Source organism: Paenibacillus sp. FSL E2-0201, from assembly GCF_037963325.1.
Classification (GTDB): Bacteria; Bacillota; Bacilli; order Paenibacillales; family Paenibacillaceae; genus Paenibacillus_AQ.
In genome coordinates, this window is the sequence record NZ_CP150154.1 from 2,260,021 (window position 1) to 2,284,134 (window position 24,114).

Sequence of the window (24,114 nt, forward strand, 5' to 3'; positions counted from 1 at the left end):
TGTGGAGGGATTGACAGTGAAGTTACATTTTATAGGAGAATTGAGCGAGCTTCAATCAGGGCTTCAGTTGCTGCTTGCCGAACTTAAGTCAGAATGGTCGGAGGACGGAATTCCTGTGTTGATAGAACCGTCTTCAGGAAAACTGGAAGTTGGCTATGATGGTAAAAGTGCTTATATTCGTTACAGCGCTAAACATCAATTTTTTCGCGGCTTGGGACTGTTGATTCAGAAGATTAGTGGCGGAGAGCAATTTCAAATTACAGAGCAACAACAATTCGATGCGATAGGTCCGATGTTTGATTTGTCGCGCAATGGAGTGCTAACCGTTGAAAGCTTCAAGTTTATGCTGCGCAAAATGGCGTTGATGGGCTTGAATAGCGTCATGCTCTATTTGGAAGACACTTACGAGATAGAAGGCGAGCCTTATTTCGGCTACATGCGTGGCCGTTACTCGGTGACGGAGTTGAAGGAAATCGACGATTACGCCGATCAATTCGGCATTGAAGCGTTCCCGAGCATTCAGACACTGGCTCATTTGGAGGAGTTTCTGAAATGGGAGCCGGTAAAGGAATATAAAGATACAAAAGGTGCGTTGCTGGTTGGAGCAGAGAAGACCGATCGTCTGGTCGAAAATATGATTGTCAGCATTAGCGCGCCGTTTCGCAGCCGGAAAATCCACATCGGTATGGATGAAGCGGAAGAGCTTGGACGCGGTAAATTTTTGGATCGCAATGGACATATGAGCCGTTTTGATATTATGACAGGCCATCTGGAGCGGGTGCTCGCGGTAACTCGACGCTTAGGGTTAAAACCGATGATGTGGAGCGATATGTTCCTGAAGCTGGCTTCAGCAAATGGTGAAGATTATTACGGCCATGAGACGCAAATCCCAGAGGACATGACGAGTCGTATTCCTAAGGACATAGATATGGTTTACTGGGACTATAACCACGTCGAAGAGAAGGACTACGAAACATTGATCGCCAAACACCGGCCGCTCGGCAATAATCTTATTTTTGCGGGTGCGGTATGGGTGTTCAATACGTTCGGTGTCAATTACGGGCTATCCTTGCCGGCGACGGATGCAGCGCTGACGGTATGCAAGAAGGAAGGCATCCGCGAAGTTTATGCGACGATGTGGGGGGACGACGGAATGGAGAGCAATCCATACATCGCTTTGCTCGGCTTGCAGTTTTATGCGGAACATGCCTATTCAACGTCCACGCCGACTGACGAGACGCTGGCCGAGCGCGTTAGGTTCTGCACCGGCATCGAAGCGGATGCTTACATGGGGCTGAAGTATTTAGACGAGACACCGGGAGCTGCACCGAATAATCAGAAGCAGAGCAATCCATCTAAGTTTCTGTTGTATCAGGATGTACTGCTGGGGCTGTTCGACAAACAGATTGATGGGTTAGATATGGCGGCTCATTATGAATGGGCGGAAGGCGAAATTGCTAGCCGTAGAAAAGCTGAGGCAGAGCTAGATTACTTGTTCGAGGTGCCGCAAAAGCTTTGTGCGGTACTGAAGCAGAAGAGCGAAATCGGACTTGAGCTGAAGAGGGCTTATGACAGTGGCGACAAGGCAATGCTTAGGCGGATTGCTGAGGACATTTTGCCTGAAATCTCACAGGCTGTGCAAAAGCTTAGGGTCGCACACCGGAAGCAATGGCTATCGATGTTCAAACCGTTCGGTTGGGAGGTGCTCGATATTCGTTACGGCGGCGTCATAAGCCGGTTGGATACAGCAAGCATGAGGCTGCTAGAATATGCGGACGGAAAGCTCGAGCGGATTGAGGAGCTGGAGCAGGAACGATTGCTGTATAGCACGACGAACCGCTTCACCGACAAAGGTGCAGGCTGGTGCAGTTATTATTACCGCATGGCGTCGCCTAACGTCTTTTTCCATGTGATCAATCCATTCTAAGAGACTGTAATTGTGAATGATCCTCTGAGGTAATAGGGAGGGATGAATTTAGGAAATCCGATCTCTAGGTAAAATTGTTTCGAAATGGCAGTGCTAGTGCGAGATGTCTTACAGGTGATGGAATCCGCAGATGGAATCGAAGCTTATGAGTTGAATGTGAATATAGACTGAATAGGGTGGAAATTCGATCCGGTCAAGCTTAAAAACGGCATAAATGCCGGTTTTTTGGCTGTTGTAGCTCTTGCGAAAAGCGCAGCCGATACCGCCATTGCAGTTTGTGCAATAGAAAATGCTTATTCTGCTCATAAAAGACCTTCTGCTGCACTTTGTACAATCACTTTTAAGGAGTTGCAGCCGATATAGGCATTTTACGCAGTATTGAATGCACAAAATACAATAGAACTCCCATTTGGCGAGATATTAGCAAATTCTGTTGCACAAATTACAACGTACAAGAAAAACAACAAAGAAAAATCCCCGACAGAGAGCTTCGGGTAACCCGAGATCATTCCAGTTTGTATACCAGCTGCTATGCTGCTTCTTGCCCAGAAGGCTATACTATTTTCATCCGCAAAAGACTTGAGCAGTCGCCCCTCTGCTTGAGACGAAGAAGGCTTCTTTATAGCATTTGGGTTTATTAATATGTATAACCTTAAATTTCTTGTTGAGAAATATAGATAATTTTGCTAAGATATCTTTTGAAATATTTAACCTTTAATACGGTCCAGAGAGGCTGAAAAGGGCGACTTGATATCTTAGTTATTAAATCTATTAATATCTTTGTTTATTCATGCTCTTTTGTCTAATCTGACGAAGGGGCATTTATTTTGCATTTTTACTATGTTGGCACAACGAACGTACCTCTTTTAAGGAAGTCCAGTGAGGCTTACAAGGAGAATGGAAAAGTAATACATAGGGATACCTCCATTCATTCGTCAATAAAAGAGATATATTTCATCTAGAACATACTGGAGGATATCAGAATGGATTATCGTAAAAAAACCGTGGTCGCATCGGTAGCTGGCTTAACATTAGAGGGCATGGACATCATGCTCATCTCATTTGCGATGACAATGATTATTGCAGAATTTAACATTGATTTTGCAACTGGAGGACTTATTTCTTCTATAACGAATATAGGGATGTTATTAGGAGGAATTATTTTTGGCGTTTTAGCAGACAAGTATGGAAGGGTGAAGGTCTTTACATATACTGTCCTCTTGTTTGCCATTGGTACAGCTTTAACAGGATTAGCTACTAGCATTGAACAAATATATCTATTTAGAATTATCGCAGGAATTGGTGCCGGAGGAGAATATGGTATTGGTATGGCGCTTGTTGCAGAAGCTTGGCCGAAAGATAAACAAGGGCGTGCGTCTTCCTATGTGAGTGTAGGTGCTCAGTATGGTATCATTTTAGCAGCATTACTAAGTGCGATTATTCTTCCTACTTTAGGATGGAGAGCATTGTTCTTAGTGGGTGTAGTACCTGTTATTTTTGCCTTTATCGTAAGGAAGAATCTAGATGAATCACCGGAGTGGCTTGCTGCTCAGAAAAATAAAAAGGCCAGCAAAAAAGATGAAAAGGGTAAGCTGATTCAATTGTTTGAAACGCCACGAACGGCGATGACCACCCTCTCTTTAATCATCATGGCAACGGTTCAAATTGCCGGTTATAACGGGTTAATGATTTGGCTACCATCGATGCTGCAAAAGTCACAAGGCTTATCGGTTTCAAGCTCAGCGATTTGGACAATTAGTACAGCTGTTGGTATGATCATTGGTATGTTGACCTTTGGACGCTTCTTAGATCGATTTGGCGCAAAAGTTTCTTATGGCGTCTTCCTTATTGCTTCAGCAGGTGCTGTGTTTTTATACTCTTATGCTACTGGTAGCATGGGTGTACTAATAGGTGGTGCAATTGTCGGTTTCTTCTCCAATGGAATGTTCGCCGGATATGGGGCGTTGATTGGTAGTCTATATCCCGTTCAAATTCGAAGTACGGCAACCAACACCATTTTTAACTTTGGCCGAGCGATAGGCGGTTTTTCACCCATACTTGTCGGCTATATTCTGCAAAGCTATGATATGAAGGTTGCGATGCTCTACTTAGCTGGTTTATATTGTATTTCCTTTTCTGTCATGCTGTTGCTTAAAAAAGATGATTCAGTGAATGTAAGCAAAACTATATAACAAAGTGAGTCGTTTCCTATAGAAGACCTTTTCTCTGTGAATGATGTTGTGATGACATGATTTTACAAGTAAAGGTCTTCTTTTATTTTTTGATCTGTGGATCGAAGGTGAGGAATGGCTGCAAGAGAATATTGCCGCTATTACATAATAAATAAAGGCGAAATCTCACTCACAATAGGGTGGATATCGCCTTTATCTGTTTAAGCTCATTTTACAGATTTTTAGATTATATGTTTTTCAGTGGCTCTTTGTTAGCTTGTAAGTCCCTCACGTTAGTTTACCAATCCTTTAGCGGATTGTTTTTCTTTCCAAACCATTGTAATAACAAGGCCAATAAACATTATGACAGCCGCAAAGAGATACGGATAGTTGATGTTTACATCAAATAATACTCCGCCTAATGCAGGTCCGATGATATTACCGAGGCTAGTATAGGTTGAGTTCATTCCAGCGACAAAACCTTGCTCTTTTTCAGCCGTTTTTGATAAATAGGTCGTTAATGCTGGACGGAGCAGGTCAAATGCGAGAAAGATGAAGCAGGTAACTAGCAGAACAGTTAAATAGTTATTGATCATGGTGGAGGCTACCGCTAAGGCTACGCCAGCAATTAAGCAGAGTTGAATGAGCTTTTTTTCACCGAGCTTATCTACCATTTTACCGAATAAAAAGACCTGCACAACCACCCCGAAGATTGAGCTTATTGTAATGATGGTTGCAATATCCCGTGGAGTGAAGCCAAATTTATGATCAGAAAACAGGCTAAACACAGTTTCATATGCCGATAAGCCAAAGGCGAGGACAAACACTATAATAAACGCAATAATATATGCTGGATGAAACGAGCGTTTCAGATCGCTGATAAAGTTGGTGTCTTTTTTAAGTTTACTGATTTCCAAAAGCTGCTCTTTGGATAGTGGCTCTTTCAGAATAAATATCGACGAAATACAAGTGATTAAGGCGAAGCCAGCAGCAAAATAGAATGGAGCACGTATACCTAGTTCAGTAATAAAGCCTCCGATTCCTGGGCCAATAATAAAACCAATACTAATGGCGGCAGAAACATAACCCATTGCCTTAGGTCTTTCCTCTACTGAGGTGATATCCGCAACATAGGCAGTGACGGCAGGCATAATGAATGCACCAGCAATCCCTCCAAGAATTCTGGCGATATAAAGAACGGATACATGTGTGCCTAAACCAAAGATTAATTCCGATGCACTGAAGAGCACTAAGCCGATAACGATCATTTTTTTTCTGCCGTAAGTATCAATCCATCGCCCTGCTAGAGGAGACATGAGCAGTTGAGCGAACGCAAAAGCTGCTACAAGATACCCCATCGTTTTGCCTGACAAATGCATAATATTCATAAAGGATGGCATAACAGGGACGATTAGCCCAACGCCTAGAAAAACAATGAATATATTACTTAGCAGAATGAGTAAGACTGTTTTTTGTTCTTTCAATGGTTTCTTCATGAAGTAATACCTCTCTTTGTAGAATCACAGCTGTGAAATACCTCTCCAAAATACAGTCCAAGAGGCATTTAGTTTTTCATTTAAACGGATTTCATTATTGCCATACACAAGCTCTAGCATGATCGAATCTACTACACCCAGGAAGGCAAGAGTAGGGATGGAGGCTGCATCTTCCACGATGACTTTGGCATCGATCCAAGCTTGGAATTTACTTTCTAATGCAGTTTGAATCCTTTTTTCCGTATCGATCACTTCTTCATCAATTGCTTTAGCAAGATGGGGAGGTGGGAAAAAAGTCATACGCAGCCAAAATTTTAACTGCTCGTTCTTTTGGAATAAGTCGATTACCAATTGCAGATATCCTAATAAATCTGTTTTAGGATTTTGGGTACCCACTTTACTCAAATACTGTAGTTTCGAGGAGATTTCTGTCTCTTTGGCATCTTGTAAAACTTGCAGGAAAAGATCATCCTTCCCTTTGAAATGAGCATAAAGAGATTGTTTTTTCATCCCGACCAACTCGGCAATTTGTGATAGAGAGGCTCCCTCATACCCATGAGTTGTGAAACATTTCAAAGCGATATCTTTAATTTCTTTTCTTTTCAAAAAATCACCTCGATATTAACGAACGTTCGTCAGTTATACTAACAAAATTAATTGTTTTATGCAAATGAATATTGTTTAAGGGGAGTCTTCCCTTTTAGCGTAATCTAAATTCTTGAGTTGTTGGAAAAGAGGATTAATCGAATTAAAGGAGCTGATCCTAACATATTAGCAGGTATAATCAAAAAAAGAGGAGTGTCACCACAGCCATTTCATGGCTAATGGGACACTTCTCTTTTGGTTTGAAAAAAGCTAGTCTAGCTATGCTCCGCTAATTGCACCTCGAAGCCGTCCGGGTCCAGTATATAAAAGAATCGTAAATGTGGATTGGGTGCGATCGGTCCGCGTGCGACGGGAATGCCGTGGCTTTTCAAATGCGCTATGGCGTTGTCGAGCGATTCCACTTCGAAACCAACGGAAACGCCGCATTCTGGCTTTAGAGCCGGGTCGCTGCCCTGAATAAGCTCGATTTTCGGCTGCTCTGCAGTACCTAACATAACAATCTGTTTTCCTCTACTCTCAAATCTGCGATCCATGGGAAGTCCTAGAATACGGTTATAAAAATCAAGGGAAGCCTCCAGATCGCGCACTCTGAGCGTTATCCAATTCATACTCAACTTCATGATTGTAATGTCCTCCTTTATCTATTTCTACGACAAAGCCGTTTCTTCAAATTATACGCTATCTTATTCGCTAAAAGTTCGTAATATTGAACCTAATTCGCGAAGGAATACATAATTGTTAAACGATTAGTTGAATTTTAAAATGTTGATATTGGAATTATATTACTTCTTTGAATCCAAAATCATTCTGGGAGGTGGTCATAATGAAGCGTAGACTTATTTACGTTCTTACGATCCTAGTAATCGTTCTAAGTTCCTGGTTGTTACTGAATAACCGAGAGAGTAAGGGCGCATTAGAAAAGGAGGGGAAAGAGGTGGCTAAAGTGAATGCTAATGACAGTAGCACAACAGCGGTTAAAGTTACTGTGAATAACGGACAAATTCCGGTTCAGTACCTGACTCCCGCTTATAAGGTTACAGTGCAAGGAGATATTTTGTATGCGAGTAAGAAGAATGAGACGGATGCTGTTGAACCGCTGAAACTCGATCTGTACGAGCCATCAGGTGATGATAACAAGAAGAGACCTGTATTTATTTTCATTCACGGTGGGGGTTATACAGGAGGCGATAAGTACGATGCAGCGGACTTTTCTACGGGATTGGCAGAGCGAGGATATGCTGTATTGTCCATTAATTATAGGCTGAAAAAAGACCCATTTACTAACTTCACCCACACGCTTAATGACGCTTATGAGGATATAAGCGATGTGATCAAATGGATCAACGATAACGCAGAGCTTTACGGAATGGATGCAAGCCGTATTGTGATCGGCGGTGATTCGGCGGGAGGGCATCTAGCCATAAACTTTGTCAATCAATATGTATCAAAGGATCCATCGATCATTAAATCTGTATTTTCGATTGTAGATATTTATGGGGGGGATCTGACGACAAGTGCGAACAGCAAGCTGCCGCCAGTCCTCATCATTCATGGAACAATAGACAAACTGGTGCCGTACCAGCAAAGTGTTGAATTGGCTGAACAATTGAAGGAGATAGGAGTGTATCATAATCTACTAACAATGGAAGGTGTCGGACATGATTACAAGAATGAAAAATACATCGATGAGATTATGGAGACGACAACACATTTTCTTTGGAATGTCATGAACAGTTCAGCACTTGCAAAGCTGCCAGAGATTTCTGGGATATCGATTGCAGCCGGAGATGCCTTTGATATTAAGCTGCCTGAGGCCTATCTCAGTCCCTCGAAGGAGCCGATGAACATCGATTTACCGGAGGGTTGGATACTTCGTGATGAGAAGGAAGAAGACAGACTTCGGATACAGGTGCCGGTAGGCTTGGTGAGAGGAAACGATTCGCTGTTCGTCTCGCGCGGCGAAGATCCTAAAACGGCAATGAGCTTCGCTGTAAATGTCAACGTAATCGATCCGCTTACGGTAAAATATGAGACATTTTATGATGAATCTGCCAAAGAGATAAGGACTCATATGGATGTTACGAATCAGTCCACGAATAATTTCAGTGGTTCAGTGGAAGCAGATTATGAGACAGGACGTTCTACTCAGGGGACCTATAGCGCTTCTGTCGAGAATCTAGAACCGGGAAAAAGCGTGCGGCTAGAGATTCCTGAGCTTGCATGGGGACAACGGACACTTAAATCTTTTAATGATATAGGTATTCTATTGCAGACGACGTTAGATTCCTTCAACGCGCTGTTGTTGCCAAAACTCAGTAAGCCCGTTGAATTCAATGGTAACCTATCTGATTGGAGTGATCAGGCTCGTTTTAATGTTAAGGATATCAAGATCAATGGTTGGCGAGGGGAGCAGGATATCAGCGCGACCGGTTCCTTAGCGTGGGATACGGATAACCTTTATCTAGGGGTAGAAGTTATAGATGACAAGCATGAACAGTCAGCATCGGGTGATGCTATTTGGAGTGGGGACAGCATCCAGATTGGCATTGGCATTGCAAACACAGATGGAACAGTGCCCTCAGAGTACCATGAACTGGGTGTGGCTAGGGGAAATGCAGGGAATTTACTCAAGTGGCGCTGGCTAACTCCAAGGGGTTTCAATTTAAATGATGCCATAGAGCTAAAGTATGCGATAGAACGTTCTGGTTCAATAACCAGCTACGAATTAGCCATCCCTTGGCATGAACTGAGCTACGACATTACACAGGTGAAGAAAGGAATGAAGCTTAAATTTTCGCTGCTGGTTAATGATAATGACGGCGAGGGGCGTAGAGGCTGGTTAGAATACAACAGTGGTATAGGGACTTCGAAGGATGTTAATGCCTTCGGGGATCTGTTTTTGACGGATTGATAGAATCTTTAATAAACGGCAGAGATGCCGTTTTTTTATTTTATTGTCGCTCAATGAACGAAAAGTTAAGGAATAAGATTTGCGTTGACACATCCAACTTTTGACATTATGATATGAATGAAAAAATAATTATTCATTCATGGAGATGCGGAAAGTGGAAGATAAAAAAACAAAGATTTATGATTGTGGGAAAGAGATATTTAGCAATAAAGGTTTTAAGGATACGAATGTCTCGGACATTACAAAAAAAGCTGGAATAGCTATAGGAACCTTTTACAACTATTATCCTTCTAAAGAAAAACTATTTATGGACATCTTTCTTGAAGAAAATGCGAAGCTCAAAAAAAACTGTATGCAAACCCTCGATACGACCCAAAGCCCGCTGATTGTAATTCGGCAGATGATGGCACTCAATGCGGAAGGTATAATCGCCAACCCTATTCTAAAGGAATGGTATAACAAAAGTGTTTTTGGGAAAATTGAACAGCTTTATCGAGAAGAAACCGGCATTCAGGTGAACGATTTCTTATATGACAGCTTCCATGAAATGGTGCAGCAATGGCAAACCGAAGGCAAGATGCGAAGCGATATGGACAGCAAAATGATTATGATGGTTTTCGCCGCGATGATCAATGTGGAGACCCACAAGGAAGAGATAGGACTGGAGTTCTTTCCACAACTGCTGGACCATATGATGGAACTAATCATGAAGGGTCTTACAGACTGCCCCAAATAGAACTGATGAGGCAGTCTTTTTATCTCTTAAAATGAATGAATATAAAAATATTCATTCAATAACTAACGAGAGGGGAATGCGAATGATCATTGGTGTAAGAAGTAAAAGGAAGATTCCAAAGTGGATGATTATACTGAGCTTCTTAGGTGTGATTGCAGTTCTAGTATGGGGAGGGATTCTATTCAGTGCTCCAGGGAGACGTGAAGTTCAGAAGCTTACTATAAATGTCATTGATTTCGATAAGCTACGAGATGGAATCTATGTGGGAGAATATATCGGCACCAAGGATCATTCCAGAGATACCAAGGTTCAGGCATCCATATCTATGGGTTCAATTTCAGGGATTAAAATACTCAAAGGCGCTATAGATAAAAACGGAAAGCCACTGAAACTGAAGGGCGGAATAAGCATTGGTGATTTGTTTAGACATGTGATTGAATCACAATCCCTTCAGGTAGACGTTATTAGTGGTGCAACGCTTACCTCTAAAGCACATCTTAAGGCACTAGAAAATGCACTGGAGCAGGCAAGGACGAAATAATTCGTTTCAGGAGGGCTAAGATGAACATTGCAGTCATATCGTATTCATTCTCAGGAAACAATGATGCATTAGCTGGCAGTGTTGCTAGAGAACTGTCGTCTGATTATTTTCAGATTTCTGAAGCCAAGCCGCGGACGTTGAGTTCCATTACAATGGATATGATTTTTAGCAGGATACCGTTGGTACAGCCATCACCTAACTTATTAATGAAGTATGATTTGATTCTCTTTTTTGGACCGATCTGGATGGGGCAAGTGGCGACACCACTCCGACCCTATTTAAGGCATTTAAAAACTAATCCGAACAAGTATGGTTTCATCTCAATCAGTGGCGGAGCGGACGGACCCAACACGAAGGTACTAGGCGAGCTCAGGAAAAGAGCTGGGGCTGATCCGGTTGTATTTATAGATCTGTATATCGCTGACTTAATATCGACAAATCCTAAACCGACACGGAAGGTTACCTCAGCTTACAAGTTAGATCCTGAGGATATCAAACAATTAACCTGTACAATTGTAAAGAGGTTAAAGGATGTTACTTAACTGAAAGTTCATCCATAAATAAACGGCAGAGATGCCGTTTATTTATTTTCTCCTCAACTGGTAGGAATTTGTCTATTTTTAAAGTGTCAGATCAATTCGCTAGATGGTATGATAGGATCGGGAGGGAATTTAAAATGACTAATGAGATAACCAATGAGAACGAGGAACCAACAAACGAGAACGAGGAAATAACCAGTGATCCAGAAATGTCTGAGGAGGATATGAATAAGCTAGTGATGGCTGTTCATCATAACGGCCTCGTAGCTTTGAGAGTACACTTTCAAGACGTTGAAGGACAAGTGTTAAATATGGAGGCCTACGGCCCGGTTTTTGTTTTTCACGTAAAGTCTGAGTTAGATCATGTCTATTCTTGCGGATTTTTTCTGCGTGAATTGATTGCAAGATTCCAATCGGGTAAGGATCCTGCAGCATGGATGGCTTCTTTCTTTGTTGATCTGATGAAGATTGAGGGAGGCAAAACGCTTCCAAAACCGCCTTCAAGTGAAGAAGAAGCTAAAGCGATCATAGACAATGTATTAGTTCCGCAATGTATTAAAGAAATAACCGAAGAATTTGCGCCGGAGGATGTACATGTCGGCCTAGCTTGGAATGAGAAACTCGGTCCGGTGTTCGAGGCTGGATTTCCAGCAATAACCGATGGGAATAACGTATGCGCGTTCCCACTGCATTTATTGTTAACCCACTTGCAATTGAATCGGGATCCTTCCGAACTGCTTGTTCAAGGTATGTATAACATTCGTAAAGAACATGGATTGGAGTAAAATAGGCTCTGAGCCCTGGCCATCCATAACCCAAAGAAACGGTAGAAATGCCGTTTCTTTGTTGTGTTTTATGAGATGAAGATGATTTTGAACAATAACTGAAATATTGGTTGCAGTGGATAGATGATCATTGAAGTAGGTTGCTACCGCCTCTATAATCAAATTATCCGAACTGAAAGCAGACACAGTTCCTTGAGCAGAAGAGTAGTATCAAGCTCTAAATCTAGATCTGCTTTTCACGATATGCTTTTGTAAAATGGCGTTACAGGCATCTATAGGAACTAAGGAGGTTCTCTAGTGAACATCATAGCATTGTGTGAAGGGATTAAGCTGGATCCAGCGGCTAGACAGCAGGTTTGTGAGTTTCAGATGAAAGAGGAAGAATATCTTGTTTATAAACAGCATTTTTATTTTGACAGATTTTCTTTTTTTGAATCTGTAAAATTTTCGGAGGGCTATCGAAAGCTGCTATTATATTTATTTGTGAGATTCGCAGTAGATGCTTATGAAGAGTATCGTATTCGTAACATTGAGGATGAGATCTATTATGATACATTCTCAGATATTCAGATTTGGTGCATGCAATGTCTGCGTGATTACGGTGAATATGGTATCGAAGAATATAACTGGCTGCAAGAGCATGTTCAGCTTCGGTTATTTCGATTGGGAAGAATGCAATTTCAACCTTTTGCGATGGACCGGGATTTAGTCGTTGATGGTTGTAGAATCTTTACCCATCAAATCGTGCTTAATGTCCACATTCCAGCGGGAGAACCTTTATCCGTTCAAAGTGTGGAGGAGTCCTTTCAGTTAGCCAGAGCTTTTTTTAGAGGGATATCTCCAGTGTTTATTTGTCATTCATGGCTGCTTGATCCGGAATTAAGTGAGATCTTGAACCCGGAATCGAATATTCTTCAGTTTCAAAATCAGTTTAACATTTATGAGGTCGATAAGAGTTCCAAGGAAGCAGAAGAAAGAATATTTAATAAGCTAAACAAGAGCCCTCATGATTATGAAGAAAATACCCGATTGCAACGGAATGCAAAAAACTTTCTAATTGCTGGAGGGAAGCTAGGAAGTGGTTATGGGATTAAAGTACATTAGTAAGTGGAATGATCTGGATCGAAAATATTATGCATGTGTTCAAATCAAGTTTCAGTAGGTTTTTCGTCAGCCCCCCCTAGAATTTCATTCTGAGGGGGGATTTTTGTTCATACGGGCTGTTTTTTAACGTTTAATTCGTCGTTGATATTGAATTCTTGTATTGATCACGGTCCCTTTTCTTCTTCTAATGGTTCGAATTAATTTCAATTGAAACAGCGAAAGGGGGGAGATTCTTGTGCGAATAATTTTTATTTTACGTTTATAAATGATTCGTCTATTACTTTTTCGTGTGAAGCGCCGCTTAACATAGCTGACTTTCCGTTTTCTTCGTTTTAATTTGGCTTTAAAAGCTTTCCAAGGGGTTAGATTTAGGAATTTGCGATACAGCGCCAACCCTGAGGAATCTTTATTCCAGCATTTTTCATCTCCGGCAAAATGGACAATTTTATTATTGTAGTCATGATCTACGATGGCCATGTTAAATGAATTAAAACGGATATCGAGTGGAAGATAATTCGCTCCAAAAACCGCATTCAGAACATCCTGATCCGGCATAGTAACGTCAGGGAAAGTACGCAAAAAGTTCAGCATCTCTTGGTACCAGTTCGTATTCTGGCGGATATTATTCAAACCAAATAAGATTACTCCAGAATTAAAATAAGTCTCAGGATTTAGCCCTTTGGCGCTCACTATAGGCGCTACCTCCATGATGCCCTGATCCCAGATCGCTCCTAAATATTTGTCGTTTAGCTCAACTTGCCATAGCTCATTAATGTCCATGGTTACCAATACATCACAATCCAGATAAATAATTTTTTCAGCGGGTGTGATCGAAGGAAGAAGCAAGCGGTACATGCATGCCTGTGTCCACACATCGATGGAGTTAATATTGGCAAGCACCTGAAGCATATCCTCAGGTAAAGTGATCGAATAATAACTTATCGTATGATTATGTTTGGCGATTAACTTGTTGAACTTTCGCTTGTTATTTTCGGTTAAAGAGGCATCATGTAAAATATGAACATGAATTTGGGAACTTGTATGATGAAAAATTGAAGCTAACACAACACCGGCATGCTCGGCATATTGTCCATCCTTATCTTGAAAGGCCAAGGCGATTTCAATCATTTGATTTATCCTCTCTCTTCATAGTGTACGAATGTACCATAGTATACGTTAGCCTTGACGAGAGGATAGAGGCATTACACCTACGATATTCACCCAATTTGATTTTCATATAAAAAAACCAAACTCTGTACATCAGAACTTGGTTTGTGAGAATACTGTCATTTTTTTATTTTCGCAGCTTAATGCGATCTATGTGATGGTCGTTATTTTTAAATAGAATAAGATCTGCGCGATTTCTGGTAGGCAAAATATTGTGTATCAAATTTTCTAAATTGATTTCTTTCCATATTCTTTTCGAGATCTCGATAGATTCTTCTAGTGATAACTGCGCATACTTTTTAAAATAAGATTGCTCATCTTGGAAGGCGGTATCTCTAAGCTTAATAAAACGATCAATATACCATTTCTCTATATTATTCACATCAGCATCCACATAAATTGAAAAATCAAAGAAATCAGATACAAAATAGTTTGGCACACTTTGATTCAGTCTCAAACTAGTCTGAAGAACATTTAATCCTTCAACAATTAGGATGTCCGGGTTCTCGATCGTGATATATTCATCTGGCACAATATCATAAGTTAGATGCGAGTAGACAGGGCTTTGAACACTCGAAACACCTGACTTCACTTTAGTTAAAAATGAAATTAAACTACGTGTGTCGTAGCTTTCAGGAAATCCTTTTTTCTTCATGATTCCACGCTTTTCTAGCTCCGCATTGGGAAGTAAGAACCCGTCAGTCGTAACTAAATCTACTTTTGGATGAGAAGGTAATTGAGAGAGGAGTTTCTGAAGAAGTCTAGCGGTTGTACTCTTGCCAACAGCTACACTTCCGGCGATGCCTATGATGAAGGGACCTTTTTTAAGATCGTTATTAAGAAAGTGATTTATAGATTCTTTATATTTATGAGAGGCTTGAAGCTGCAGATTTATCAATTGGGATAGAGGAAGATAGACCTCATTTACATCCTCAATCGAAATCTTATCGTTAATACTTTGGATATCGCTAAGCTCTTCTTCTGATAATTGGATAGCGGTGAAATCGCTTAGTTTTTTCCAATCCTCACGTAAATAAAGTGTATATGCTGAATTATTCACCATTAAAGTTTCCACATCCCTGAGTTTTTAGATTCACCTTTAGGTATTATAACCGTTCATTCACCTTGATTCCATTCATAGCAATCGACATTAGTATGGACATTCTGGAGATTTCATTTCAATAAATAGGAAAATAAATTAAAATATAGTGACGAGGAAGAATGGAGTGGAAGCATGGGAGTTTTTCGAAAAGTTGAAGTATTAACGGATTATGCGCGCAAGGGTACGTTCCAAGAAGAGTCTGAGCCCAGGAAAATCATGATAAGTATTTATTATCCTGATACGGATGGTTTGCTCGATAACAACGAATCTGAAATGAAATATATGGATCTTTTCCGGCCTTGTGAACAACAAGCAAGAGAAATTCTACAAGATATTGGAATGAATATGGATATCATAGATGGATTATCTACCGCAATCAGCGAGGGAACATTGCAACAAAAATCCACACGATCCTATCCTGTCATTATCTACTCTCCTGCACTAGGTTTAGATAGAGATATGTATATTTACAATATACAAGCGCTGGTAAAGCTAGAATTCATAGTGGTAACCGTCAGTGCTGCTTATGAAGCCATGTTTACAGTTAGTCCAAGTGGAGAATTTATGAATCAATCGGAGGTCATGAGGACAATACAGGCTACAGATTATAGCGAATTACATCACTTAATTTCTATTCGAAAAAAGGATATAAAGTATGTATTAGATCACCTATCCAATCTGAATTCAAGAATGGAAAATTTTGATATGGACAAGGTTGGCATTGTTGGACATTCAATCGGCGGTGCTACTGCATTAGATTTAGCTATGGAAGATGCAAGAATTAAAGCCGCAGTTTTATTAGATGCAAGTATGCATTTATGTATTGAGAATGAAGTGAAGAATAATACGGTACCCCTACTTGTATTAAGGCAAAAAGCTTCTGCTTTAGAATCCTTAAGCATTATTTTACAGGAAAAAATAGCAAATGATTTTATCAAAGGACAAGAGAAGCTTTTTCGGAATTGGAACGGATATAAATCTTTTTTGAAAATACGGAATGCTACACATATGTCCTTTAGTGATATGCCTCTTTTTGAGGAGGACGAGACTTTATATAAAAAAACATGCGGAATTCATAATCAGATAAATGAGCTTGTAGCTGATTTCTTTCAAGAGCATCTATTGAATCAGGGGAATGCTTATTCTACTTTAATTAGCCAAAATTATAGTGATTTCTGTGTGATCAATGGTAGTGGAGAAGAAATTATGTGATTTAACAATAAACTCTCTCGTTTTTTCTTATCCTTTAATCCCAAAAGCAATCCAGCGCCCATCAACATCCTCAATAACAAATTCCTTGTTGTTATAGTCGGTGTTGGCTAATGCTCGGACAATTTTAACACCAGCCGCTTCAAATTCTTTCTCCAATTGCTCTTGCTGTTTCGTAATAAAATAGGCATCGTAACCATAGCCATACAATTCTCGATTAGGAATAACCCTTTGTCCTTGGGATTGAGTAAGAATAATTTCTGTATCATCACGATAGAGGCAAACATGCGGTTCTTCCGTATCTAAATAGGGCACAACTTGAAAGCCTAAGTACTGATTGTAATAAGCAGCGGTGCGCTCAATATTCAGGGTAGGAAAGATACTATGTGATTGTAAAAGCTTTTTGTCCACTTGTGAGTTCATCCTTTCTAAGAAAATAGATACCCAAATATTACCGTGCGACAAAGATTTCAACAATACGTGGAGTTATTAAACCGCAGGAGACATTCATGGTTGACACCATAGATATTCTATAATAATATACATGCATGAGCATGCATTAATTAATTTTTGCTAAAACATGTTTTTAATGTTCATAATACATTTAGTTTTTTATAAAGAGGAGAGATATCATGAAGAACTTGTTTACCCCTTATGAAATGAAGGATTTGAAATTGAAGAACCGCGTGGTTATGCCTCCAATGTGTCAGTATTCAGTGACTAACAAGGACGGAATTGCTACCGATTGGCATTATAATCATTACGTAAGCCGCGCCATTGGAGGAACAGGATTAATTATTATTGAAATGACCGATGTAGAGCCTGATGGCCGAATTACTGATTTTGACCTTGGAATTTGGTCTGATGAGCAGATTCCTGCATTGGCTAGAATTGTTGATGCTTGTCATGCTTATGGGGCAAAAGTAGGTATTCAAATTGCTCATGCTGGGCGTAAGGCAGAAGATGCAGCAGTTCCTGTATCCTCTTCTGCCGTTCCATTTGATGCTGACTCCAAAACACCACGTGCCCTAACGACTGAAGAAGTGAAGGGTATGGTTGAAAAATTCCGGCTCAGTGTGAAGCGTGCGATTCAAGCGGGGTTTGATGTTATCGAGCTTCATGGTGCGCACGGTTACCTTATTCATCAGTTCCATTCACCACTAACGAATCAAAGAACAGATGAATATGGCCAAGATTTGACCTTGTTTGGTACTGAAATCATTCGTGCAGCAAAAAGTGAAATGCCTGAAGGAATGCCATTGATCATGCGTATCTCAGCTCAAGAATATGTTGAGGGCGGATACGGCATTAAAGAAAGCTTGGCATTTAGTAAAGCTTATAAAGAAGCTGGCGCAGATATTTTCCATATCAGTGCAGGTGGTGAAGGTCCTATCGCGGCTGCTGGCAAGCCAGGAACACATGCGGCGTATCAAGTTCCTTTGGCAAGAGAGATCAAATATGGTTTGAATGTACCGGTGATTGCTGTAGGCAGATTGGATGAACCTGCTCTTGCTAATGCAGTCATTGGGAATGAGGAAGCAGATCTTGTTGCAGTTGGTCGGGGGATGCTGAGAAATCCATATTGGACGCTGGAGGCTGGGGTTGAGCTTCAGCAAGACCCTAGTATTCCTCGGCAGTATGCCTTTGGATTTCCTAGAATTAAAGGCTAAGGAATAACGAAATTAAATGGAATTATTTGAAAAAGACCGACTTCTTGGAGAAACGGTCTTTTCTCTTTTTTGGATTAAGCTTGGCACAATGGATGTGGAGTGTAGTACTATTATATAGAAGAAATAATTCATGAATAGTCATACGCTCAGGAGATGAAGAGATAGATGGACAAAATTCTTAACAATGACCTTATCGCGAATTGGTTGACGTTAACGCATATACAAATGAATGTGACGAATGAATTAGAAGTTAATTTGCAAGCGAATCATGAGTTGTCTTTAAAAGAGTTCTACTTGTTATTATTCTTGTCGGAAGCCCCAGAGAAAAAACTGAAATTGCAGAAACTTGAATCCATGGTTGGTTTAAGCCAAAGTGCCGTTTCACGTCTAGTTAGCCGGTTTGAAGCCAAGGGCTGCGGAGCCTTAGAGAGAAAAGCATGCGACAGTGATCGCAGAAGTATTTATACCTCCCTAACCTCCATTGGTGAGGCCAAGCTCATCCGTGCACAAGAAACCTTTAAAGACACGCTAATGAAGGCATTCCCGGAAAAAGATGTGGAACAGCTTCTAGCGCAAATGCTTCGTATGAAGCAGCAATCATGAATCAGCTCAAAAAAACCTCTGTTTAGTAAATGGATCGTATCTCCATTTCCCTGCAGAGGTTTTTTGCTTGTGTTGTAATCTATCAAAAGTGTGCTTGCATTCATTATGCCTTCTATTACCATTACCGCTTAGAAAGCTGGTAATAATTATAAATTTCATTTTCAATTGTAATTTCATTCATTAAGTCGAAGTCACATTTTTGTATGACTCTATTAGAGGGTGTATTGTGTACCAGAGCAATAGCGTTTAATACATCGGTAGATGTGTGCTCAAACAAATACTTAATTAACCCCTTGGCAGCTTGTGTGGTATATCCTTTGCCGCGATGATCCTTGGATATGGCATACATGATTTCTCTGTTCGGAGCGGGTAATTCATCCTTCATTCCTGTACAGCACCAACCGATAAACTCATTCGTCTCTTTTAAAATAATGCCTAAACGAAGACGAAGCTCCCCGATGTATCCATCCGCTGAGACTGCTTGTAGAAACTGTTGGTTTTCTTTTATTTCATAGTTTATTAACCAATCTCGCCGTTGTTCTTTAGGAACATTCCAATCGGGCAGAAATTCTATGATTTCAGGCTGCATGGTAAGTGCGTGAAACTCGTCTAAATCCTCCACTCTAAACTCTCGTAACAGGATATCTTTGCATTCAATTGTAAAGATATCGCCTTTTGTTGGCTCTAAACCTGCATAGTTATTCATATTCATCTCTCCTTCGTACAACCAAATTCATTTTATCATGAATCATAAGGCCGATTTGGTAATCTTTGAGTATAAAAAATAGTTTTCTTTTATTTCACATAAATATTAATTGGTTAATATATTAATTGATTATAAAGTGTGTTATTATGTTTCGTATAAAGGGTAAATGACCCGCGAACGGGTCGGTTTTGTTGTAGTAATTAGTAGAATAGTTAGACTTTTATGATTTCTAATACAAAAGATGACAGGTGATCTTCTATGAACAATGGAAACAGTAACAAATTTATTAATGGTAATTTGATAGCGCATTATAAGTTTGATAACCCCGATCATGTGGGTCAGGATTGCTCAGGGAATGGGAATGATGGAACCGCTTTAGGGACTAAACTGCCAATCATTCAGACTGTAGCAGGTAGAAGAGCTGTTTCGTTAGCGGGTGGAGAACATGGCACATCCTATATTTCGTTGCCGGATGATCTTCTTAAAGAAGTCAGCGACCAAACGGGTATTACTGTCTCGACTTGGATGCATGTAAGTACTGGTGGGAGCTTATGGGAAAGACTGTTCGATTTCGGCAAAGGCGAGACAGGACCCTATATTTTTTTAACGAGAAATTTCCGGGGGACTTGCTTTGCAGGAGAAGATTTAGTCGCAGATCCTGGGAGATCCTTTGCTGCTGGTGAATGGGTGCATGTCGGCTTTACAGTGACAGGAACAAAAGGTGGAACACTTAGCAGTGCGGGACCTGTAATTTATGTAAATGGTGAGGTCGTTGCAGATGGAATGATCAGTCAGACTTCTAGCGGTACATATGCTAAGTTACGTGCTTGGTTTGCTACATTTGAGGACCAAATAAATTATAGTAACAATACGATCGGCAAGTCCCAGTACGCTGCAGATGTAGATTTTGGCGGCTCTCTCTCGGACTTCCGTGTATATAAAGCGGGATTAACGCAGGACGAAATCATTGAGATTATGTGTGAATCTTTGACAGATGAAGAGATCGTTAAGCTTGCAAAAGATAAATACTTAACCTTTACAAGCTCGATCATCACCAAAGATATCGAATTGCCAGCTTCGCTCATGGGTGGAAAAGTTGACGTATCCTGGGTATCTAGTGATTCTGCTATCATTTCTGATAAGGGTGCCCTGAATAAAGCCGTCCAATCTGCTCAAGGCGTAACGCTTACTGCGGTTTTGAAAAAAGGTAACAGTACAGTAGAAAAGAGCTTCACTGTGTCTGTACTTCCAGAAGGTGTACCACCTTACACCTTAACAATCGATGGAAACCATGAGATTTTGGATGTTAGCGAAGTTCTATATGGCCTTTTCTATGAGGATATTAATAATGCGGCAGATGGTGGGATTTATGCAGAGCTAGTGCAGAATCGTTCCTTCGAGTCTTTTGCTTTTGACAGTTATTCGCATGTATGTGGTGTGCATGGGACTTCAACGGGTAGAAATTATACGCCTCTGCATGCTTGGTCTGGTGACACAGACAAAATGAAGGTTCACAATACAGGTGGATTAAACGATTTCTTCGGAATCGAAGATAAAGATATGAACGCCCATTATGTGACAGTGGCGGATGGCGCCACTATTAATAATAGAGGGTTTGCGGATTCCAATCAGCACTGCTCGATGTTTATTAAGAAGGATGCTAAGTATAACTTCACGATTTGGGCGAAGGCTGAAGCAGCAGGTACTATCACCCTACAATTGCTCGACAAAGACGGAAAAGCTATTAGTGATACTGCGGTAGTTGAGGTGAACGGTGACGGTAACTGGAAGAAATATGGTGTCGATTCTAAGCTTATATTAATAGGATCTGAAACTGTACTCGGTCAGCTGGCTTTAACTTTTAACGGTGAAATTTCTATTGATATGGTCTCCCTAATGCCGGAAGATGTTTGGGGCGCTGGGGAAGAGGAGCGTTCTGCTACAGCTCATGCTAACTATAAAGGGAATTCGAACTATAGATTGAGAAAAGATTTAGTGAATGCACTCGTTGATCTTCATCCTACATTCTTGCGTTTCCCGGGGGGATGTATTTCTGAAGGTTCTCACATTTGGGAGAATGTGTACGATTGGAAAGAGTCTGTCAACGATATTGAGCTTCGCAAAGAGAACTATAATGTATGGGGCTACATGATGACCATGGGTCTTGGGTATATGGAGTACTTCCAATTAGCAGAGGATTTGAATGCAACTCCACTGCCAGTTATGGCCTGTGGTGTACTGTGTCAAGCTCGTTCGGATTATGCGAATCCAGCTGGCGGTGCGTTAAGAGATTATTATGTGAAGAACTTTACGGATCTGATTGATTTCGCGATTAGCATGGATTTTGACAATAACGAGTGGGCCGCTTTGCGTAAAAAGATGGGCCATGAAGCAGCTTTTGACCTGCGTTATTTGGGCGTGGGGAATGAAAACTGGGGTACAGAGTTTTTTGCCAACTTTGAGTATTTCAAAACAACGATTGATGAATATATGGTAAAGAACTACCCTGATCATGAACTGACCATTCTTTCTACGGTTGGAGCACAAGCAGATGATGATGCTTACCAGCAAGGCTGGAAATTCCTAAGCGGAAATCTGCAAGGCTCGGAACAGATCAGCTTCACGGACGGAACATCGAGCATCGAAGAGACGGTTACCTGGTATGAGAAGCAAAAGAACTACATGGATACGATTGCGGATGAGCATTACTACCGTTCCAACGAGTATTTGTTAGAGAATGCGGATCGATACAATTACTATTACAGAGCATATAAAGAAGACGGCAGCTTGGACGAAGCTGAAACTTCTAAGGTTTTTGTAGGTGAATATGCTTCCACAGATAAAAACACATTGGCAGGAGCAATTGCTGAGGCGGCGATCATGTCCAGCTTCGAGAATAACTCTGATGTGATTAGACTGGCTGCAACGGCACCTTTGTTCAATAAGGTACTGACAGATGGCACTTATAGATGGACACCGGACTGTATTTGGTTTGATGATGAAACTGTATGGTACACGCCGAACTACTATGTTCAACAGCTGTACGCTAAATATCTCGGCACCAAAGTGGTTGGCACATCGTTCTCGACATATCGCAACGGGGAAAAGGTAGACCTCATTCCTCACGGAGGAATTGAAGTGGCTGCCGGAAAATCATCTGTAGTTGTGAAGCGGGTGAAGGTTACTTCGAATACGGATGACAGCGTTATGTTAGAGCAAGATTTTACACAGCCGCTGCATGAAGCTTGGAAAGTCATTCCTGGTTCTGCTGGATATACGATTGATCCTTCCAAAGGTCTAGTCTTGAAGGCACAGAACAGCGGGCTGAATGGATTGTATATTCTCAATGACGCGTGGACTAATTATAAAGTAGAGGTCGTTCTTGAAAAAGCTTCCGGCGAAGATGGCTTCTATGTAGGTGCAGGTCTGACAGACATTTCACCGGAAAATAAAGATGTTATCGAATATGCGATTGGCTATAATGGCGATGCCACAGGAGTCAAGGTGTACAAGCAAGGGATTGAGGCTTATACACTCGGCGATTATTCCTCTAGTACAGCAGCGGGTAACCTTAGAGCTAGTTGTTATGAAGAACTAGCGGATCATACGGAATATACCATCACTGTTAATTATGGTGGAGCAGATGGCAAGCATTTGATTTGCTCTTACACAGATGGCAAGACAACAAGCAAAGTGCTTGATTATAAGCTCGAAGCGTATAACAGAGAAGTATACAATTCCGTTACTAAAGATGATAAGCATCTCTATGTGAAGCTTGTGAATGCGGATCGTGTAGAGAAAGCAACGAAGCTTGATCTGAAAGGCTTAAACGTAGCTACTACCGGTAAATGGATTACTTTAACGGGCGATGCTTCGCTAGTTCACACACCTAATGTGAACAGAAAAAATGATGAGAAGGTTACTCCAGTTGAAACGGAAATCAGGTTTGATAAAGACACCGCAATTGTAAATCTAGCTGCTCATTCTGTGAACGTGATTGTTCTGGATCTTATTTAATAGAAAAGATAGCATTCAGCGCGCGCCGATATTACCTCGGCGCGTGTTGTTGTTTAGTAAGGCTTGTAATCGGTTGATGTTTATATAGGGAGAACTGTCCACTTCTTGATGAATCTCTGAATCTAACTTACACTGGTGAAGGTATTATCACTCGAATGACACTCCATTCTACGATCCTCCCAGAATTTTTTCTCTACTCAGCTGCTTTCATTTCACGAGAATATAGTTCTTATCTTGCCCTTAACAGGAGGACGATACAATGATGAAATCATTCAAAACGGACTGGAAAGTAAATCTAAAAAATCCACAAACGATTATGGCTTTGTTTACTTATCGTTTTGGAAATTGGGTGTATTATCGGGTGAAAAGTGGCCTGATCCGCAAACCTTTGTGGCTCCTATATCGAATAATGGATGTGCTGTTTGTTCGTATTATTGCCAATGGAGAGCTTCATGCGGAGGCTCAAATTGGTGATGCGCTTCATTTACCGCATGGATTAAATGGGATTATTATTAGTCCTAAAGCGGTGATTGGCAATAGCGCTACTATTTTTCATCAAGTGACCATTGGAGGGAGAAATAACTTAGGCGAGCCAGTAATTGGAGACAGAGCGTTTATTGGAGTAGGCTCTAAAATTCTAGGTCCGGTTACGCTGGGGAACGATGTTAATATCGGAGCTATGTCTGTCGTGGTTAAGGATGTGCCGGATAATGCTTCGGCAGTAGGAATTCCTGCTAGAAATATTTTGCGAGATGAACCCAAACCTGAGAATACAAGATAACAGCAGGGTGTCCTAGTACATAGGGAATCGCTTTATTTTAATA

Annotated in this window: 21 protein-coding genes; 13 read left to right on the forward strand and 8 right to left on the reverse strand. The window is 40.9% G+C overall.

From position 1 onward, the window contains the following. The first annotated feature begins 16 nt into the window (after positions 1-16). Positions 17-1,927, forward strand: coding sequence for a beta-N-acetylhexosaminidase (locus NSU15_RS09820; protein WP_042126030.1), 1,911 nt, complete (start codon positions 17-19; stop codon positions 1,925-1,927). Between the two features lie 108 nt (positions 1,928-2,035). Here NSU15_RS09820 and NSU15_RS09825 read toward each other — a convergent pair whose 3' ends face one another. Continuing rightward, a complete protein-coding gene (locus NSU15_RS09825; protein WP_339290112.1) occupies positions 2,036-2,233 on the reverse strand; it encodes a hypothetical protein in 198 nt (65 codons plus the stop codon). A 677-nt stretch (positions 2,234-2,910) separates the two neighbouring features. On the opposite strand from NSU15_RS09825, the gene NSU15_RS09830 reads away from it, so the two are divergent. Continuing rightward, a complete protein-coding gene (locus tag NSU15_RS09830; protein WP_339290114.1) occupies positions 2,911-4,119 on the forward strand; it encodes an MFS transporter in 1,209 nt (402 codons plus the stop codon). 272 nt (positions 4,120-4,391) lie between these two features. On the opposite strand, the gene NSU15_RS09835 is transcribed toward NSU15_RS09830, so the two are convergent. The 3 genes from NSU15_RS09835 to NSU15_RS09845 form a co-directional block, all read right to left on the reverse strand. Beyond that, a complete protein-coding gene (locus tag NSU15_RS09835; RefSeq protein ID WP_042126032.1) occupies positions 4,392-5,594 on the reverse strand; it encodes an MFS transporter in 1,203 nt (400 codons plus the stop codon). Positions 5,595-5,618: 24 nt separating this feature from the next. Continuing rightward, a complete protein-coding gene (locus NSU15_RS09840) occupies positions 5,619-6,200 on the reverse strand; it encodes a TetR/AcrR family transcriptional regulator (protein ID WP_042126034.1) in 582 nt (193 codons plus the stop codon). A gap of 254 nt (positions 6,201-6,454) precedes the next feature. Continuing rightward, on the reverse strand, positions 6,455-6,820 hold the full coding sequence (locus NSU15_RS09845; RefSeq protein ID WP_052414542.1) for a VOC family protein: 366 nt from the start codon (positions 6,818-6,820) through the stop codon (positions 6,455-6,457). A 203-nt stretch (positions 6,821-7,023) separates the two neighbouring features. On the opposite strand from NSU15_RS09845, the gene NSU15_RS09850 reads away from it, so the two are divergent. From NSU15_RS09850 to NSU15_RS09875, 6 genes are all read left to right on the forward strand, one after another. After that, entirely contained in the window at positions 7,024-9,111 is a 2,088-nt protein-coding gene (locus NSU15_RS09850; protein WP_076120004.1) for an alpha/beta hydrolase fold domain-containing protein, read from the forward strand. Between the two features lie 154 nt (positions 9,112-9,265). Next, complete coding sequence (locus NSU15_RS09855) at positions 9,266-9,847, forward strand: TetR/AcrR family transcriptional regulator (protein ID WP_076120005.1); 582 nt, start codon at positions 9,266-9,268, stop codon at positions 9,845-9,847. An 82-nt stretch (positions 9,848-9,929) separates the two neighbouring features. Continuing rightward, complete coding sequence (locus NSU15_RS09860; protein WP_212567881.1) at positions 9,930-10,388, forward strand: FMN-binding protein; 459 nt, start codon at positions 9,930-9,932, stop codon at positions 10,386-10,388. Positions 10,389-10,408: 20 nt separating this feature from the next. Next, on the forward strand, positions 10,409-10,930 hold the full coding sequence (locus tag NSU15_RS09865; protein ID WP_076120007.1) for a hypothetical protein: 522 nt from the start codon (positions 10,409-10,411) through the stop codon (positions 10,928-10,930). Positions 10,931-11,064: 134 nt separating this feature from the next. Continuing rightward, complete coding sequence (locus tag NSU15_RS09870) at positions 11,065-11,712, forward strand: hypothetical protein (RefSeq protein WP_042126066.1); 648 nt, start codon at positions 11,065-11,067, stop codon at positions 11,710-11,712. 297 nt (positions 11,713-12,009) lie between these two features. Further along, positions 12,010-12,816, forward strand: coding sequence for an acyltransferase domain-containing protein (locus NSU15_RS09875; RefSeq protein WP_076120008.1), 807 nt, complete (start codon positions 12,010-12,012; stop codon positions 12,814-12,816). Positions 12,817-12,939: 123 nt separating this feature from the next. Here NSU15_RS09875 and NSU15_RS09880 read toward each other — a convergent pair whose 3' ends face one another. Further along, complete coding sequence (locus tag NSU15_RS09880) at positions 12,940-13,944, reverse strand: glycosyltransferase family 8 protein (protein ID WP_076120009.1); 1,005 nt, start codon at positions 13,942-13,944, stop codon at positions 12,940-12,942. Positions 13,945-14,110: 166 nt separating this feature from the next. After that, the gene (gene coaA / locus NSU15_RS09885; protein WP_076120010.1) at positions 14,111-15,046 is read right to left on the reverse strand and encodes a type I pantothenate kinase; all 936 of its coding nucleotides are present in this window, start codon (positions 15,044-15,046) and stop codon (positions 14,111-14,113) included. A gap of 171 nt (positions 15,047-15,217) precedes the next feature. Here coaA and NSU15_RS09890 point away from each other — a divergent pair, with 171 nt between their 5' ends. Continuing rightward, positions 15,218-16,297: an alpha/beta fold hydrolase gene (locus tag NSU15_RS09890; RefSeq protein WP_339290120.1), complete on the forward strand. Its 1,080-nt coding sequence runs from the start codon at positions 15,218-15,220 to the stop codon at positions 16,295-16,297. Positions 16,298-16,324: 27 nt separating this feature from the next. Here NSU15_RS09890 and NSU15_RS09895 read toward each other — a convergent pair whose 3' ends face one another. Further along, a complete protein-coding gene (locus NSU15_RS09895; RefSeq protein ID WP_076120012.1) occupies positions 16,325-16,705 on the reverse strand; it encodes a VOC family protein in 381 nt (126 codons plus the stop codon). A 221-nt stretch (positions 16,706-16,926) separates the two neighbouring features. On the opposite strand from NSU15_RS09895, the gene NSU15_RS09900 reads away from it, so the two are divergent. Both NSU15_RS09900 and NSU15_RS09905 read left to right on the forward strand, forming a co-directional pair. After that, positions 16,927-17,964: an NADH:flavin oxidoreductase/NADH oxidase gene (locus NSU15_RS09900; RefSeq protein ID WP_076120013.1), complete on the forward strand. Its 1,038-nt coding sequence runs from the start codon at positions 16,927-16,929 to the stop codon at positions 17,962-17,964. Between the two features lie 165 nt (positions 17,965-18,129). After that, positions 18,130-18,567, forward strand: a complete 438-nt coding sequence (locus NSU15_RS09905) for a MarR family transcriptional regulator (RefSeq protein ID WP_081389904.1) — start codon at positions 18,130-18,132, stop codon at positions 18,565-18,567. Between the two features lie 121 nt (positions 18,568-18,688). Here NSU15_RS09905 and NSU15_RS09910 read toward each other — a convergent pair whose 3' ends face one another. After that, positions 18,689-19,273, reverse strand: coding sequence for a GNAT family N-acetyltransferase (locus NSU15_RS09910; RefSeq protein WP_339290123.1), 585 nt, complete (start codon positions 19,271-19,273; stop codon positions 18,689-18,691). A gap of 258 nt (positions 19,274-19,531) precedes the next feature. Here NSU15_RS09910 and NSU15_RS09915 point away from each other — a divergent pair, with 258 nt between their 5' ends. Together NSU15_RS09915 and NSU15_RS09920 are read left to right on the forward strand one after the other, a co-directional pair. Continuing rightward, positions 19,532-23,290, forward strand: a complete 3,759-nt coding sequence (locus NSU15_RS09915; protein WP_339290125.1) for an alpha-L-arabinofuranosidase C-terminal domain-containing protein — start codon at positions 19,532-19,534, stop codon at positions 23,288-23,290. Between the two features lie 259 nt (positions 23,291-23,549). Further along, entirely contained in the window at positions 23,550-24,071 is a 522-nt protein-coding gene (locus tag NSU15_RS09920) for a hypothetical protein (protein ID WP_076120016.1), read from the forward strand. The last annotated feature ends 43 nt before the right edge of the window (positions 24,072-24,114 follow it).

What these genes read in the sequence shown, in the direction of transcription:
- NSU15_RS09825 (WP_339290112.1), bottom strand. Translation starts at nt 2,233, where the DNA reads ATGAGCAGAATAAGCATTTTCTATTGCACAAACTGCAATGGCGGTATC.
- NSU15_RS09830 (WP_339290114.1), top strand. Translation starts at nt 2,911, where the DNA reads ATGGATTATCGTAAAAAAACCGTGGTCGCATCGGTAGCTGGCTTAACA.
- NSU15_RS09835 (WP_042126032.1), bottom strand. Translation starts at nt 5,594, where the DNA reads ATGAAGAAACCATTGAAAGAACAAAAAACAGTCTTACTCATTCTGCTA.
- NSU15_RS09845 (WP_052414542.1), bottom strand. Translation starts at nt 6,820, where the DNA reads ATGAAGTTGAGTATGAATTGGATAACGCTCAGAGTGCGCGATCTGGAG.
- NSU15_RS09850 (WP_076120004.1), top strand. Translation starts at nt 7,024, where the DNA reads ATGAAGCGTAGACTTATTTACGTTCTTACGATCCTAGTAATCGTTCTA.
- NSU15_RS09860 (WP_212567881.1), top strand. Translation starts at nt 9,930, where the DNA reads ATGATCATTGGTGTAAGAAGTAAAAGGAAGATTCCAAAGTGGATGATT.
- NSU15_RS09865 (WP_076120007.1), top strand. Translation starts at nt 10,409, where the DNA reads ATGAACATTGCAGTCATATCGTATTCATTCTCAGGAAACAATGATGCA.
- NSU15_RS09870 (WP_042126066.1), top strand. Translation starts at nt 11,065, where the DNA reads ATGACTAATGAGATAACCAATGAGAACGAGGAACCAACAAACGAGAAC.
- NSU15_RS09880 (WP_076120009.1), bottom strand. Translation starts at nt 13,944, where the DNA reads ATGATTGAAATCGCCTTGGCCTTTCAAGATAAGGATGGACAATATGCC.
- coaA (WP_076120010.1), bottom strand. Translation starts at nt 15,046, where the DNA reads ATGGTGAATAATTCAGCATATACACTTTATTTACGTGAGGATTGGAAA.
- NSU15_RS09890 (WP_339290120.1), top strand. Translation starts at nt 15,218, where the DNA reads ATGGGAGTTTTTCGAAAAGTTGAAGTATTAACGGATTATGCGCGCAAG.
- NSU15_RS09900 (WP_076120013.1), top strand. Translation starts at nt 16,927, where the DNA reads ATGAAGAACTTGTTTACCCCTTATGAAATGAAGGATTTGAAATTGAAG.
- NSU15_RS09905 (WP_081389904.1), top strand. Translation starts at nt 18,130, where the DNA reads ATGGACAAAATTCTTAACAATGACCTTATCGCGAATTGGTTGACGTTA.
- NSU15_RS09910 (WP_339290123.1), bottom strand. Translation starts at nt 19,273, where the DNA reads ATGAATAACTATGCAGGTTTAGAGCCAACAAAAGGCGATATCTTTACA.
- NSU15_RS09915 (WP_339290125.1), top strand. Translation starts at nt 19,532, where the DNA reads ATGAACAATGGAAACAGTAACAAATTTATTAATGGTAATTTGATAGCG.
- NSU15_RS09920 (WP_076120016.1), top strand. Translation starts at nt 23,550, where the DNA reads ATGATGAAATCATTCAAAACGGACTGGAAAGTAAATCTAAAAAATCCA.